Here is a 15,830-nt window from a genome sequence, read left to right as displayed (position 1 = left end):
TCATACTTTATTTTTAGTTATTTTTTTTACTTAAATGACTAAGTAAGTCTTCATAACTTCTTTCGTATTTTTGGATATCCCCAGCTCCCATAAAAATGACAACTGCATCGTGATAATTTAATAATGGTGAAACATTGTCTTCTTTAATCAAGGATGCACCAGGAATTTTATTAACTAAATCTTGACTACTAATGTTACCTGATTTTTCCCGAGGGGAACCGTAAATTTTAGTAATATAAACTTGATCAGCTTTTGAAAGAGTTTTCGCAAAATCATCAAGATATGCAATCGTTCTACTAAAAGTATGTGGTTGAAAAACAGCAATAATCTCTTTGTTAGGAAATTCTTGCCGAGCAGCATCTAAAGTTGCTTTAATTTCAGATGGGTGATGAGCATAATCATCAATAATTGTCATATCTCCAACTTTGATTTTTGAGAATCGACGTTTAACCCCCTGAAAAGTTAGTAATTCACGTTGAATTTCATCTAAATCAACTTCTTCAAAATATGAAACAGCTATTACTGCAAGCGAATTAAGAACGTTATGTTCACCAAACAAAGGAATTTCAAAACGTCCTAAATCTTCACCTCTAAAAATTACATTGAACGTTGAGCCAGAAGTAGTTCGCTTAATATCAACTGCTCTAAAGTCATCCTTTTCGCCCGTTCCATAGTAGTAAACAGGAACATCTGCTTTAATCTTACGAAGATATGGATCATCTCCCCAAGCAAAAATTCCCTTTTGAACATGCGTAGCAAAAGTTTGAAATGCATCAAAAACATCTTCAATTCCAGTATAGTAATCAGGATGATCAAAATCGATGTTTGTCATAATTGCATAATCAGGATAAGTTGGCATAAAGTGACGACGATATTCATCAGCTTCATAGACAAAGAATCGAGCATCAGGAAGGGCATTCCCAGTACCATCACCAACTAAATAATCGGTAGGTGCAATTCCACTAAGAACATGAGCTAATAAACCCGTTGTACTAGTTTTACCGTGAGCCCCGCATACCGCGATACTGGTAAAACCTTTAATTAATTCTCCCAAAAATTCTGGATATCTAAAAATTGGTAATCCTAATTCTTTTGCTCGAACCACTTCAGGTTGGCTATCTTCAAAAGCATTTCCAACGATTAATGTCATACCTTTTTTAATATTATTTGGATTAAATGTAAATACTTTAATTCCAGCATCTTCTAATCCCTTTTGGGTAAAGGTGTATTTTTCAATGTCGGAACCTTCCACAGTACAACCCATGTCTTTAACAACAAGTGCCATGGCACTCATACCGGTTCCTTTAATTCCAACAAAATAATAAGTCATATTTTTATCAATTTTTAATTCTGGTTTAGTCATTATTTATGAAAACTCCTTTTATTTTCTTTACTAGTAAATATCATACCATTTATTGTTTTTGATAATTAGACATTTAATTTATGAAAATCATCTTCCGTTAAATAAACATCACGTGGCTTTGAACCATGTTGTCCTGAAATGAAATTATTTTTTTCCAAATCATCAATAATGGTTGCCGCTCGATTGTATCCAATGGAAAATACTCGTTGTAACTTAGAAGTAGAAACATTATCTTCTTCAGCAATGTATTCTAACACTCTTTTCCAAATTTCATCATGTTTTGCCGCCTGATCAACACTCTTTAAAAGTGACTTGGGATCAAAATCATAATGAACTGTTCCTTGGTTTCGAACAAAATTAGTTACTTTTTCAACTTCTTTATTGGTAACAAATGCCCCTTGTAGACGTTCGGGTTTATTAGCGCCATTGGCTTGATAAAGCATGTCACCCTTCCCTAACAAACGTTCGGCACCAGCTTGATCAATAATTGTTCTTGAATCTATTTGACTAGAAACCATAAAAGCAATTCGTGTAGGAATATTATTCTTAATTGTTCCAGTTACAATATCAACACTTGGACGTTGAGTAGCAACAATTAAATGAATTCCAGCAGCACGTGCTTTTTGAGTAATTCGAACAATATAATCTTGTACTTCACTAGAAGCAACCATCATCAAATCAGCTAATTCATCAATGACAACTAAAATATATGGTAATTTATCTTGGTCTCTATCAGTTTCATGAGCCTTTTTATTATATTGTTCAATATTACGAACTCCCGCCGCTGCTAATCTATCATAGCGATTATCCATTTCATTTGTTACCCACTTCAATGCTGCAGAAGCTTCCTTTGGATCGGAAATAACCGGTGAAATAAGGTGAGGAATTTCATTGTACGGCGCTAATTCTACAGCCTTTGGATCAATTAAAATCATCCGCAAATCACTTGGAGAAGCGTGATAAAGCAATGACAACAACAAACTATTGATAAAAACACTTTTCCCAGAACCAGTTGCCCCAGCAATTAAGGCATGTGGCATTTTATTTAGGTCAGCCACAACTGGGTTTCCTTCAATATCGACCCCCATCGCAACCTCAGTAACAGAATCATTATTTTTGAATTTAGGTGCTTCAAGTATTTCTGACAACATAACTGGACGAGGATGGCGATTAGGAATTTCAATTCCAACTGTTGATTTCCCAGGAATTGGGGCTTCAATTCGAATATCTTTGGCTGCTAAAGCCATTTTTAAATCATCTGTTAAATTGGTAACTTTACTGACTTTTACACCCAAATCCAACTTAACTTGAAATTGTGTAACCGTGGGACCATTAGTCCAATCAACTACATGTCCCTTAACATGAAAAGCTTGTAAAGTATTGTCTAATGTAATTGCTTGTTCTGTAATCCAATCATCCATATCGGAATCAACATCGTCAACTGGGGAAACTAATAAATTATCATTAGGGTACAAATAATTAATATTATTAAATTTTGTTGATTTTGATTGAGTAATAAAATAACCATTACCATCACTCATCTGTAAATTTTTTGCTGGATCTTGAATATTTTCATTTTTCGTTAATTCGCGATTATCTATTTTTGAATTATTTGTATTAGAATTATTGAATTTTTTATTATCAGTTGAATCAACTACTTTTTGTTCACTATTATTAAACAAAGGTAAATTGTCAGCCAATCCTGATTCATCTTTCAATATATCACTAAGAGAATGACCCAATCCCTTATTGTTATTATGTTTTTGCTTATGTTGTAGTGAGTTATCCACAGTGTTTTCATTTTTGTTTTCATAATTTTCTTCCAGCTGTTTTTGTTCATTTTTAGAAGACAAATCATATTTTCTGGATAATTCATTATTTTCATTTTCTTCAATTAAATCAGCATTAGAGGAATTAGAAACTTCTTGAGAAGTTGTTACCTTTTTTTGACTTAAAAGATCATTGTTTTTATTTAAATCGATTTTAGGTATTAAAACTGATTTATCATCATCTTTCGCAAGCAAAATTAAATCTTGCATATTTTCTAAATTTTCAATCGCCCGTCTATAGCGATCAGTAAACTTATTAGTCCATCGATTAAAAACTTTTTCTGTCGAAAAATGGTTTTCAGGCTGAAAAGACTTAGTCTGTTCAACTAAGCTAGATCTCGATTCAGCATTCTTTGATTTAATGAAATATTTCTTTGCTTGGTTCGATTTTATTTTAATTTTATTTTCGTTATCTCTACCTTTATAGTTAATTGACTTAGGAGTAACTTGACCAGCTTTGTTGTTTTTAAAGAGATTTTCACCTTTAAAATATTTTCTGAAAAAAGCTGGCCCATCATAACGATCCATATTTTTCACCTTAACTTTATTTATGTATAAAAAAACGAATAGATTCTATTCGTCGAAAAGTGTTTTTGCTTTATCAAAATCAAAGGGTTCACCGATTTTATATGAATCAGGTAAAATTAGTGCCCCAGGACGATCAGGAGCATTAGGAATTTTAAGTTCTCTACCAGAACAAATCATTCCATCACTTTCTACATCTTTTAATTCACTTGGCCAAATAATCAAACCATTTGGCATCATGGCACCAACTTCAGCAACAACCACTTTGATGCCTTCTTGCATATTAGGTGAGCTACTTACAATTTGAAGGGTCTTTCCATCTTCAACTTCTGTTTCAGTGATGTACAAATGGCTTGATTTAGGATGTTCTTTCATTGATTTAACGAATCCAACCACAAATTTAGGTGAGACTTTACTAGGTAATTTAGTGTCAAATCCGGCTGAAACAATTGCTTCATTTAATTTATCGATTTGATTATCAGATAAAATAACCTGTCCATTTTGATTTTTAATTTCTGGAGTAATTGAACTAACATTAAAAATGTTATACCCAATTATTTTTCCATCTTCGTTTTTAAGCGCAACAATATTACCATTTTTTTTGCTAGTTTGAATCCCTTTATCTTGTCCTAAGACAGCGATTAAAACATCACCAATTTGTTTGAAATTGTAACTTGTAATCATCATATTAAAAGCTCCTATTTTTATTCTGTTGGTAAAGATTTAATAAAATTTTCTACTTCTTCTTTACTCTTACGATCTTTGTTAACTAAACGTCCAATTTCTTTTCCATTACTAAACGCAACAAAACTTGGAATTCCAAAAACGTCTAAATCTTTACATAAATCAATATTATCATCTCTATCAACCTTAATGAAGGTAAATTCAGGGAATTCTTTAATAATTTCTGGCATTGCCGGCTTGATAAAATTACAATCAGGACACCAATCAGCAGTGAAAAACAAAATGTATCTGCCTTTTGCTAACTTATTTTTAAGCTCTTTTTCATTGATTACAGCTAATTCTTCCATAGTTACATCTCTTCTTTCTAATTTTATCGTTCATAAAAATTAAATTGTTATATAATAAATCTAATTAATCAAACTGAAAGGAAATCAGTTCAATGCCAAAGAAAAAATTATTTATCCCTGCAATTTTATCATTAGTTGGAACGTCAGCTTATCTAATCACAAAAAAGCGAAAAGAAACAAAACAAGATAATATTCGCCAAGCGTTAACTAAATCTTTAAGTCAACGCTTTGGAAAAGAAAATATCAAGGGATACTGGATTGACTTCAATAATGATCAAGGATTGGAATATGCTTGCGGGGTAAACATCGAAAATGACGATGCCGTAGTGGATTCTTACACATTTATTTTCAACCCCGAAAATAATGAAACTTATAGTTTCAAAATTATCAATTCTTCATTTGAATAATTAAATTTATTTTTAAAATTTGGCTACAATCTTATAGATTGGGCCTTTTTGTTTGAATTTTTCTTCGTATTCTGTTTCAACGTTTTCTGCAATTGTTTCTTCATCGCTATGATGAAGATCAAGACTTACCATTTCAAATTTCATCCCATAATTGTTTAAACTAACTAATGAATATTCAAACAATCCGCGATTATCAGTTTTAAATTCTAGTTCAGAATTATCAGGTAGAATATTCTCATAACTTTTAAGGAATGTCTTATAAGTTAAACGACGTTTTTCATGTCGACTCTTTGGCCATGGATCAGAAAAATTAAGATAAACTTTTGAAACTTCTCCCTTTTCAAAAAAGGTGTCAACATTTGCTCCATCCGTTAAAATTAATTGAACATTATCTAATTCACCTTCGACTGCTTTTTGCACAGCCATAGCTAACACAGAATCTTGTAAATCAATTCCAATATAATTAATTTCGGGATGCTTTTTTGCCATACCAATAATAAATTGACCTTTACCAGAACCAACTTCAACATGAATGGGTTGTGATTTTTTAAATCTTGATTCCCACTTACCAATCAATTTTTCTGGTTCCGTGATCAAGTACTCTGGGTGTGCTTCCATGTATGGAACAGCCCACTTCTTTTTTCTAACTCTCATTATAAAAACTCCATTTCATTTTTAATTTTCAAATTTACTTTTGAGGTAAGGACCAGTTAAACAGTAAATCTCGAATAAACCAACAATTAGGGCAAAACCAATAAATTGAATTGATGTTCCACTGATTAACATTCCGATTGTTAATACTAAAATCTCGATTGATAACATAGTTCTAACTACGATTCTAAAATTATCCATTCGCGTTTTTTCACTTATTGGATAAATATGCACAAAAACATTATCGTCAAATATCTTATAAAAAGGAATTAACTGGAATCCAACTAAGTAAATAAACAAATCATAAATACATAAACTTAATACATTATTTTTCACAAAAACAATCACCAAAAATCCAATGATTATCAATCTAAAGTACAAGGAACTAATCTCCCCGTCGCGAATAAACGTTAATAGATATAGCTTAGTAAAGGTATTGTTGTGAATAGTTTTTACTGATTTAAGCAGTGGACTTGCCCACCTTCTCCGTTTAACTTTCGGTTTAACTTCTGGAACATCTTGAAATAGACTGAAAAAACGATAAATATTTGCCATCCGTCGCTCTTCATTATCAATTAAATATTTCCAATCAAGTAAATTAGCTAATCGATTAAGTGCTAATTGTAACAAGATTGAAAAAGACAGTGCAAGTGCAATCCCAACAGACAGATTAACGTATAATATCACGATTAAAACGATAGCGGGGATAATTAAATTAACAATTACTTTTTCAAAAATTGATTTAGGAAAATCTAAATAAAAATTTGCCCAATTATTTTTAAGAATTAACCATTTTAAAATTAAAATTAAACAAAACAACTCAATTATTTGAATTCCATTCCAATGCAAACTAATATTTACAAAGGGCATCAAAATAAAAACAACTAAAGCTTCAAATAAAAATGCCAAAGTTAAACTATAGTAAAACGAAGACTTTAAATACGATCCAAACTCATATTCTTTTGGTGCAATAAAAACTTTATCAGGCTGTTTTATTAAGGTAGCCATACCACAAATTTGTAAAGCAATTACTAAAACTAAGATTATAACAACTTTTTCCCACCAAAGTCCCCCAACGACTTCTTTTAAAAAGTTAGAATAAACTAATCCTAGTGCCCCAATGAAAAACATTAAAGCAATTACAAAAAAATCATTAAAAACATATTTTAAATACCGTGTCATTTCTTTAAAATGTAAACCTAATCGATGTTTAAAGAAATTATTCATGATTATCATCCTTTTTTGCCAAAGCAAGATAAATTTCATTTAAAGAATGGCCCAAATCGTTAAAATGTTGTTTAATTTCATTCATGCTACCTTCATAACTAACGCTTCCATCATTAATCAAAACAAAGCGATCACAGTATTTTTCAGCCGTATCAAGTACATGCGTTGACATCAAAATACTAGCACCTTCGTGTTTCTTTTCATTAATTAGTTGTAGTAAATCATTAACTGCTAGCGGGTCTAATCCAAGAAATGGTTCGTCGATCACAAATAATTTGGCATCTGTGATAAAAGCACAAACAATCATTACTTTTTGCCGCATTCCTTTGGAAAAGTTAGAAGGAAACCAGTCAAGTTTATTATCCAATCGAAAAATCTTTAATAATTTTTGTGCACGTTTCCAGGCATCGTCTGAATCAAGATTATATGCCATAATAGTTGTCTCAATATGTTCCCGCAAAGTTAATTCATTGTATAGAATTGGCATTTCAGGTATATAAGCAATCTGTTGTTTATATTTTTCAATATTATCCGTAATTTGTATTCCATTAACTGTAATTGTTCCAGAAAAAGGTGTCATTAAGCCCATAATATGATTAATGGTTGTTGACTTCCCTGATCCGTTAAGTCCAATTAATGAAACAAGTTCGCCATCTTTAACATCAAAAGTCTCATTCTTTAAAACTGGAATACTTGAATATCCCCCAGTTAATTTATTAACTTTTAAACTCATTTAAACTCTCTTTTCTGAATGGAATGTTTTCTTAATTATATCACAAGATTAACTTTTCTAATTACGCCATATTATAGTGTATAATCAACAAAAAGGAGAATTATAATGACTGATAAAGATTGTATTTTTTGTAAAATTGTAGCTGGAGAAATTCCAAACTATAAAGTATATGAAGATGATGTTGTTCTTGCTTTTTTAGATATTTCACAAACTACACCAGGACACACCTTAGTAATTCCTAAGAAACACATTCAAGATATTTATCATTTCACGGCTGAAGAAGCTGGAGATGTTTTTTCCAGAATTCCAATGATTGCAAAAGCAATCAAAGCATCCAACCCAGAAATTAAAGGTATGAATATCATTAATGATAATGGGAAACTTGCTTATCAATCAGTTTTTCACGCACACTTCCACTTAATTCCTCGTTATTCTGAAAATGATGATTTTTCTATTCATTTTGGAAATCATGAAAATGACTATGACAATGCTAAGTACACTGCAATACAAGACGCCATTAAAGACCAAATTAAGTAGATTAAAATATGATTAAATTTTTTAATCAATATAAGCATGAATATTTACTTGTGTTATATTAGGGTTATTGACTAGTTTATTAACTACAAGATAAATAATTTATTTAAGGAATGGACGTGTATTAATGAATAAGAAAAAATGGGCAGTTGGTGCTGCTGGAATTTTAATGAGTTTATCACTTGTTGCTTGTGGTCAAAACGATAAAACTGTTGTTACTACAAATGGTGGTAAAATCACGCAAGAACAATACTACAACAAGATGAAACAAACCCAACAAGGTAAACAAGAACTTCAACAAATGATTTTAAACAAGGTTCTAGAACATAAATATGGAGACAAAGTTAAAAAATCTGAAGTTAATAATCAATTAAAACAATACAAGAGTCAATATGGATCCGAATTTAGTGCTATGTTACAACAACAAGGCATGACTGAGAGCCAACTAAAGGGTTCAATCAGAGATAACCTATTATTGAAACAAGCAGTATTAGCTAAGACTAGTTTTACTGATAAAGATTTACAAAAACAATTCAAGAGCTACGAACCTAAAGTTACTGTTAAAGCAATCCCTGTTAAAGACAAAGATACTGCTCAAACTGTAATTTCAGAATTACAAAATGGTAAGAAGTTTGATACTTTAGCTAAAAAGTATTCTACTGACGATACTACGAAAAATAAAGGTGGTCTACTTCCTCCTTTTGATAATACAAGTACTAGTGTTGATTCAAAAGTTAAGAAAGCTGCCTTTTCACTTAAAAATGGTCAATATACAACTGAACCAGTTAAAACTGGCGCTGGTTATGAAGTCATTGAAATGGTTAAACACCCTTCTAAAGGTAGTTGGAAAGATCACAAATCTGAACTTAAAGACCAACTTGCTACTTCAAGAATGAATAACAGCACTACTCTTCACAATGTTGTTTCTAAAGTCTTAAAAGATGGCGATGTTCACATTGAAGATAAGAGTCTAAGTAACATTCTTTCAGGATATGTTGATGCTCCAAAAAGCTAATTAAAAACTAAAATAGACGATTACAATTGTAATCGTCTATTTTTTTAGCTTAATTTAAGTAAATCTTCTGATTTTACTTGTTTTTCAATTCGATCATCTGATGTAAAGTAAATAACCTGAGTTGTATTAGATATTTCTTTCATTAATTCAATTGCAGCATTGGTTCGAACATGATCAAAATCAACAAATCCATCATCAATGATAATTGGCATTGGATACTCATCACTAAACGACATTGTTAATGCAAAAATAAGTGCAAGATAAAGTTGTTGCATGGTTCCCTTAGATAATTCTTTCACGTCAAACTTAGTTCCTGTTTCAGTCTTTACTTTAATTTTTTTACCATACTCTACGGAAACGTAGTGATGATTAGTGAGCATATTAAAGTATTTTTGTGCCAAAGCTTGAACTTGTGGGAATCTACCATGACTGGCTAAATTCAATACCTTTTCAATCCACTCATCTGTTAACTTCAAAGTTAGCCATTTTGAAACCAAATCATTAATTTCTGTCTTTTGAATAGCAAGATCTTGACGTAATTCATCATAAGTTCCATTTTTAGCTAAACTATCAATTGTAATTTTTACCGAACTTATTTTTTCCGAAATATTAGTTAAACTTTCGGAATTTTCTCGATCAACACGCTCTAACTTATTTAGTTTTTGTTTCAAATCATCAAAATTTTTATATTGTTGGAGCCGTTCAATCATTTGACTACTTATTGAATTTTGTAAATTTTGAATCTGTTCTTTCCGTTTTTGTCCCACTTGTTGAATTTGATATTGTTGATCAAACTCTGTAAAACTTGAAACATTTCGTTTCTTTAAGAAATCTTGTTGAGCTTGTTCAATTTTTTCAATTTGTTTTTGATAATCAGAAATTTCGTTTAATTTTTCAGTTCGTTTTTCTTGTTGAATTTTGATTTTATTTTTCATTTCATGAATATTAAGCATGAATTGATTGATTTGATTTAAGGACTGACTAAACGTTTGATTATTTAAGTTTGGCAAACTCCAACTATTAAGATAACTAACAATTTTTTCATGGTCATTGTGTAAATCTTGCTTCAGTGATTCCACCTGTTGTCGATGTTGATTTCTTTTTTTTATTGAAGTTTGTAGCACCGTCGTCCAAGTCTCTGGATGATCATTTTTAATTTGATGATCCTCGGCAATTTGGGATAGTTGTTGATTAATTTTATTGATTTGATCATCATAGTCTACGGTTTGCTCCTGATTAACCATTGATTTTGGTTGCGATTTAAGGTAAAAACCAAATCCTACTAGAACAAGACCAACTAATAATAAAGTAAATAATCCAATTCCCCCGACTACAAATCCAAGCACCACTAGTCCTAATCCGATTGTCATTAATAATTTCCAAGTATGATTTGGTTTATCATCAGCAATTGGAGTTTTGGAAAATGTCTTTTTCGTTTTCAAAGCTTGTTTTTCTTCGAGTAACTGGTTAATTTTGGTTTGATCATCATCATTAAACTCAAGACTATCATTTCCGCCCGCAGCTTCATTATCTAATTCCAAATCTTGTTCTTGTCTTCGTAAATCACGTTTCAGATTTTCATAATCGCGTTCATTCTTCATTTGAGTATCTAGTTGCAGATACAAATCATCAAATTTGGATTGATTTGCTAAATACAAATTGTACTCTGCTGAAGGTTTTAAACTTTTTTCTTGCTGTTGTTCAATTAATCCTTGTAAATCTCTAATTTTTGCTTTTAAAAAGTCAATCTGATTAACTAATTCCTTAAATTCACTCAAATCACTAGTGGTGAATCCCGGTAATAATTCAATTTGTTCCTTTTTATTTTTATCTAATGCAACGTAATTATTCCAATTTTGTTCATCTGCTTGAACGGTTCGAAGTTGTTCAAAAGTATGTTCTCTTTGTATTTTAAGTTCTTGCTTTTTTTGCAGAAGTTCTTGATATTGATGATTTAAATTTAAATATTCATCATAGGATTGCTGAGCCTCACTTAATTTTTCTTTGCTTTCTTGATATTCAATCAATGCTTTATTTAATTTTGGCTTTTTACCACGCTGCTTATATAATTCATCGGCAGCTTTTTCAATGGATTTTTTCAATTCCAACCATTGTTCAATCCCAATTACCCCAACTTGACGAATCCTTGTTTCTAAATCATCTTTACTGAGTTTTCCAACTTCTGCTAAATTAGGCGAACCAAAATAAAATAAATTATCAAAAGTCTCACGATTAATTGGTCCTAATAATCGTTTTAATAGCTCTGGTGGCATCTCTGTTTCATTCAGGTCAGTTATTTTTAGATTACCACCATTTTTTCCTTCGACACGTTCAATTATGTACGCAGTATCATCAACAGTAATATGAAGGCGTCCCCCCATTTCACTCTTATCTTTAGGTGCATAGGGATGTGTGGCTTTACGTTTAGTAAATCCAAATAACATATCTTTGATAAAATTAATTATCGTCGTTTTACCGGCCTCATTGGCACCCAAAATTGCTTGAAATTGATTAAATTCAAAAACTTGATGACTTAGTTTTCCATACCCAAAAATTTCAATTTTATTAATCTGCATGATCAGTATCAACTCCTTTCATTTCAGATTTAATCAGCTCTTCACTTTTTTGCATTAAACCATTAGCTGATTCATCGCTATTAAATTCATTTCTGATAAAATCATCAACAAATAATTTCCCAGCTAAATCAGCAATATTTTCTTTAGAAAAAACTTCTACTTTGGCTTGATTCCAAAAGACTTGATCTAAATTGCTAAATTCTTTTTTGCTGTTTGACTTTAACTTTATTTCATAAATCCAAGCATTTAAAATTTCGTATTGAGAAGATAATTCGCGTTGCAAATTACTAATCAAGAAATCATGACCATTCCTTTGACTAACATCCTCAGAAAATTCACCAGTTTGGGATTCTAAAGTTAAATTAATCAAATGCAATTCAGTAAAGTCTTGATCTTTAAGGGTTATTAAAATTTTATTAACAACCATGGTAATATCCATGTTTTCATCAACTTTAATTGTCATTGGACTAAAGATAATGGTAGAAGTAGGCACAAATGTTTTATTTAAATGACCATTTTGATCATCAACGAGCAGATAACCTTTTTCGCCAACTTCATTTTTATGACGACCTTGAATATCACCTGGATATTCAATCATTGGAACCTGATTCAATTCACTTCGTTTATGAATATGTCCAAGGGCCCAATAATCATAACCTTTACTCTTCATTTCTGAAATCGTAAATGGTGCATAATTATCCTTACCATCTTTTCCAATTTCGCCATGAACCATTCCAATCTGGTAGTCAGCATTCCCCTTTAAAGGAAAATCTTGAACTAAATCAGTTGTTACAGCTTGGCTTGGGTAACTAAAACTAGTAACTGCCACCCGCTTTCCATCATGTAAAGTTAATTCATGGGTTGTAACTTCTTTGGGAAAAATAAAAACATTAGCGGGGAAATCAAAGTGTTTCCCTTGATCAGGTTGAAAGTCATGATTCCCAAATGAAAGTAAAACTGGAATTTGTGCATCATTCAATCGATTAATTTGTTCAATAAAAAAACTAAGTGCTTTAACGCTTTGATTTTTACTATCAAATACATCCCCAGCAATTAACATAAAATCAATTTTTTGATTGATTGCTTGATCAATAATCTTTTGAAAAGACTTATAAGGTGCATTTTTTAGAGTTTGCCAAAGAGAAGTTGGCGTTTCAAGATCATTTTTGATTCCATCAAATGGTGTATCTAAATGTAAATCAGCTGTATGAATAAATTTCATTTTTCTTCCCCTAAGTATAAAAAAAGAAGCACTAAAAAGTGCTTCTCTAATTGCAAAAAATTAAGCTTGGTATAATTTACGTAATGGTTCAGTAATAACCATGTTAGCATCGTCAATTAACTTACCCATAGCTTTTTCACGTTCCATTAATAATTTGATTGCAGGAAGCTTGTTCATTTTATCAGCAAGTTCACGAGCATATTTCATATCATCTGGTGTAATTTCTTGACCAGACATTTGTTTTTGTCTTAAATCATTTTGGCTTGCTTGGAAATCAGTAAATACTTTGTAAGAATCTTTTTCAGCCTTTAAAGCATCCATAGCATTCTTTAAATTAGTGAATTCTTCTGATTCTAAAACAGTTTCTTGCATTTTCTTTGCTTGTTCCAAAATTTTGTTATCTGACATAATTAAAAATCTCCTATTAGTTAATATACTTATAGCATAACACAATTATAGAATTATTGACCTAAAAAGTTCTTAACTCCATCAACTAAATTATGAGCAACTTCAGATGCCTTTTGTGATACTTGACCAAGTTTATCTTTAATTCCATCAACAGTATTATTACTAGAATCATCATCTCCTAAATATGATTCATCTTGTTGCTGTTGCTTTTGCGCATATCTTGTTGCCGCATCTTTGACTTTAAATTGATTTTGCTCAGTATAAGGTAAGATATCTTCCATTTGATTCTTAAATAATGTATTAATACTATTACTTCCACTAGAAATCTCTAAATGATTATCTGAATTGGCATTGTCAAAACCTTCCCAACTAGCAACTACTACATCAGGAGTATATCCAATTACCCACCAATCTCTTACAGCACGATTATCACCACTAGAATCATCTTCCGTAGTCCCTGTCTTACCAGCAACCTCATAACCACTTGGCTTTCCACTAGCACTTGTTCCACCTGGTTTAAAGACATCAATTAACATACTTGTCATTTCACGAGCCGTGTCTGCTGAAATAATTTGTGAAGTTTTTGTATCATGACTAGCAATCGTTTTACCAGTTGAATCAACGATTTTTGTAATGTAGAAAGGGTGGGATAATTTACCTTGATTAGCAAACGCTGTATAAGCACCGGCCATCTGTTGAGGCGAAACACCTGTTGTTAAACCACCTAAAGCTAACGAAAGATTTTTGTCCTTCTTAGTCACGGGTAATCCAAAACTTTGTACAGAATCATAACCCTTATCTACTCCAATTTTATTCAAAGTCCAAACTGCAGGAGCATTTAAGCTTTGTGCAACAGCCTTAAACATTGGAACTTTGCCTGAATACGTTTGAGAAAAGTTTTGCGGAGTATAGTTATTTTTACCATATGATTGTAGTTTATTATTGAGCATTGAATCGTATGAAAATCCATTTTCCAATGCTGGTGTATAAACCGAAATTGGTTTTAATGCCGATCCAGGCTGACGACGCATATCTGTAGCACGATTATATCCCCGAAAAACTGTATCCCCACGTCCACCAACAACAGCTTGAACACCACCATTTTTGGGATTGACTGCAATTGAAGCGGCTTGTACTTTCTGACCATCCGCACCATTACCCGGAAACAATGATGAATCTTTAAATTCACTTTGAAAACTTTGTTGTTGCTGCTGATTCAAAGTTGTATAAATCTTATAGCCATCATTCATAATTTGTTTTTCTGATAAGCCGTATTGATTAATGGTTTCATCAATAACAGCATCAAAATAGTATGGATATTTATATCCATTTTGATCATCTAAATCATCACGGACTTCCATTGGCTTGCTTTGATAAAGTTTAACTTGATTTTCTGGAATCTTGCCAGTTTCTCCCATTAACGCTAAAACAACATTTCTTCGTGCTTTCGCTGCCTCTGGATGATCGATTGGATTATTACTTGGATTTTGTAACATTCCTGCCAAAGTTGCCGCATCTTGAACTGGTAAATCTTTTGCATCCATCCCAAAATATTTACGAGATGCATCTTGCACACCATAAACCCCATTACCGAAGTAAGAATTATTCATATACATCGTAATAATTTGTTTTTTGGAATAAATATTTTCAATTTCAATTGAAATAAATAACTCTTTAAACTTTCTAGATAAAGTTTGTTGTTGTGATAAGAAAGTATTTTTAGCTAGTTGTTGGGAAATCGTACTACCACCACTACTTATTTGATTATCATGCAAAATCCTGTTTTTAAGGGCTAATAAAATTGCTCGCGCATAACCCTTAACTGAAAATCCATGTTCATGATAAAAATTACGATCTTCGGTAGCAATAATAGCATTCCTAATATTAGGTGAAATATTATTACTGGAGACGTATGTCCCTTTCTGTGCGTATAATTTCCCTGCTTTTTTTCCACTTTGGTCATAAATCACTGTCGATCTAGATAAGTTAGATTGTAAATTTTTAACATGTGAAGTTTTCGCAATAATCGTTAAGTAAATTGAAGAAATTAGCATAATGAATAAGACAATTGCAATTATCCATTTTGTAATTTGATACCTTTTCCAATATCTTTTTAAAACTCTCCAAAAAATTAAAAAGTATTTTCTAACAAAATTCCATAAAATACTCATTCCTTGTTTTAAGGAACTTATGATTTTTTCTTTATCCATTAATTATTTCTCCTAGGAATAAACTTATTTTCATTTTATCATAAAGAATAAAAATAACATGAATAACAAAAAACTTATAACCACAGTTATCATTAACCT

General features: G+C 31.4%; 14 protein-coding genes. 3 read left to right on the top strand and 11 right to left on the bottom strand.

Annotation, left to right across the window (positions count from 1 at the left end; translation table 11 throughout):
• Nucleotides 1-13 precede the first annotated feature (13 nt).
• The 4 genes from murC to PY770_RS03200 form a co-directional block, all read right to left on the bottom strand.
• Entirely contained in the window at nucleotides 14-1,363 is a 1,350-nt protein-coding gene (murC, locus tag PY770_RS03215) for a UDP-N-acetylmuramate--L-alanine ligase (protein ID WP_014081892.1), read from the bottom strand.
• Between the two features lie 65 nt (nucleotides 1,364-1,428).
• On the bottom strand, nucleotides 1,429-3,720 hold the full coding sequence (locus PY770_RS03210; protein WP_103428713.1) for a DNA translocase FtsK: 2,292 nt from the start codon (nucleotides 3,718-3,720) through the stop codon (nucleotides 1,429-1,431).
• A 45-nt stretch (nucleotides 3,721-3,765) separates the two neighbouring features.
• Nucleotides 3,766-4,404: a YtpR family tRNA-binding protein gene (gene ytpR / locus PY770_RS03205; protein ID WP_103423339.1), complete on the bottom strand. Its 639-nt coding sequence runs from the start codon at nucleotides 4,402-4,404 to the stop codon at nucleotides 3,766-3,768.
• Between the two features lie 17 nt (nucleotides 4,405-4,421).
• Nucleotides 4,422-4,775 carry a thioredoxin family protein gene (locus PY770_RS03200; protein ID WP_014081890.1) on the bottom strand — a complete coding sequence of 118 codons (354 nt, stop codon included), beginning with the start codon at nucleotides 4,773-4,775 and terminating at the stop codon, nucleotides 4,422-4,424.
• 65 nt (nucleotides 4,776-4,840) lie between these two features.
• On the opposite strand from PY770_RS03200, the gene PY770_RS03195 reads away from it, so the two are divergent.
• Nucleotides 4,841-5,155 (top strand): hypothetical protein, encoded by a 315-nt coding sequence (locus PY770_RS03195; protein WP_103428712.1) that lies wholly within the window; start codon nucleotides 4,841-4,843, stop codon nucleotides 5,153-5,155.
• 12 nt (nucleotides 5,156-5,167) lie between these two features.
• On the opposite strand, the gene trmB is transcribed toward PY770_RS03195, so the two are convergent.
• Genes trmB through PY770_RS03180 form a run of 3 tightly spaced genes read right to left on the bottom strand, consistent with a single transcriptional unit; the run spans nucleotide 5,168 to nucleotide 7,766 of the window.
• Nucleotides 5,168-5,809: a tRNA (guanosine(46)-N7)-methyltransferase TrmB gene (gene trmB, locus PY770_RS03190; RefSeq protein WP_014081888.1), complete on the bottom strand. Its 642-nt coding sequence runs from the start codon at nucleotides 5,807-5,809 to the stop codon at nucleotides 5,168-5,170.
• Between the two features lie 21 nt (nucleotides 5,810-5,830).
• Nucleotides 5,831-7,033: an ABC transporter permease gene (locus tag PY770_RS03185; protein WP_163600897.1), complete on the bottom strand. Its 1,203-nt coding sequence runs from the start codon at nucleotides 7,031-7,033 to the stop codon at nucleotides 5,831-5,833.
• Entirely contained in the window at nucleotides 7,026-7,766 is a 741-nt protein-coding gene (locus PY770_RS03180; protein ID WP_103428710.1) for an ABC transporter ATP-binding protein, read from the bottom strand. Before PY770_RS03180 ends, PY770_RS03185 begins: the two co-directional genes overlap by 8 nt.
• A gap of 105 nt (nucleotides 7,767-7,871) precedes the next feature.
• On the opposite strand from PY770_RS03180, the gene PY770_RS03175 reads away from it, so the two are divergent.
• Nucleotides 7,872-8,303 (top strand): HIT family protein, encoded by a 432-nt coding sequence (locus tag PY770_RS03175; protein ID WP_041817695.1) that lies wholly within the window; start codon nucleotides 7,872-7,874, stop codon nucleotides 8,301-8,303.
• Nucleotides 8,304-8,427: 124 nt separating this feature from the next.
• Entirely contained in the window at nucleotides 8,428-9,315 is an 888-nt protein-coding gene (locus PY770_RS03170; protein WP_275046078.1) for a peptidylprolyl isomerase, read from the top strand.
• Nucleotides 9,316-9,359: 44 nt separating this feature from the next.
• On the opposite strand, the gene PY770_RS03165 is transcribed toward PY770_RS03170, so the two are convergent.
• Genes PY770_RS03165 through PY770_RS03150 form a run of 4 tightly spaced genes read right to left on the bottom strand, consistent with a single transcriptional unit; the run spans nucleotide 9,360 to nucleotide 15,731 of the window.
• A complete protein-coding gene (locus tag PY770_RS03165; protein WP_103428708.1) occupies nucleotides 9,360-11,891 on the bottom strand; it encodes an ATP-binding protein in 2,532 nt (843 codons plus the stop codon).
• Nucleotides 11,881-13,113 (bottom strand): metallophosphoesterase family protein, encoded by a 1,233-nt coding sequence (locus PY770_RS03160; RefSeq protein WP_156843336.1) that lies wholly within the window; start codon nucleotides 13,111-13,113, stop codon nucleotides 11,881-11,883. Before PY770_RS03160 ends, PY770_RS03165 begins: the two co-directional genes overlap by 11 nt.
• A gap of 60 nt (nucleotides 13,114-13,173) precedes the next feature.
• Nucleotides 13,174-13,521 carry a YlbF family regulator gene (locus PY770_RS03155; protein ID WP_014081881.1) on the bottom strand — a complete coding sequence of 116 codons (348 nt, stop codon included), beginning with the start codon at nucleotides 13,519-13,521 and terminating at the stop codon, nucleotides 13,174-13,176.
• Between the two features lie 53 nt (nucleotides 13,522-13,574).
• Nucleotides 13,575-15,731 carry a transglycosylase domain-containing protein gene (locus PY770_RS03150; protein WP_139554871.1) on the bottom strand — a complete coding sequence of 719 codons (2,157 nt, stop codon included), beginning with the start codon at nucleotides 15,729-15,731 and terminating at the stop codon, nucleotides 13,575-13,577.
• Between the last annotated feature and the right edge of the window lie 99 nt (nucleotides 15,732-15,830).

This window comes from Fructilactobacillus sanfranciscensis, assembly GCF_029023685.1.
Lineage (GTDB): Bacteria > Bacillota > Bacilli > Lactobacillales > Lactobacillaceae > Fructilactobacillus > Fructilactobacillus sanfranciscensis.
Note: the sequence above shows the minus strand (reverse complement) of the source record. Positions and strands in the feature narration are given on the sequence as shown.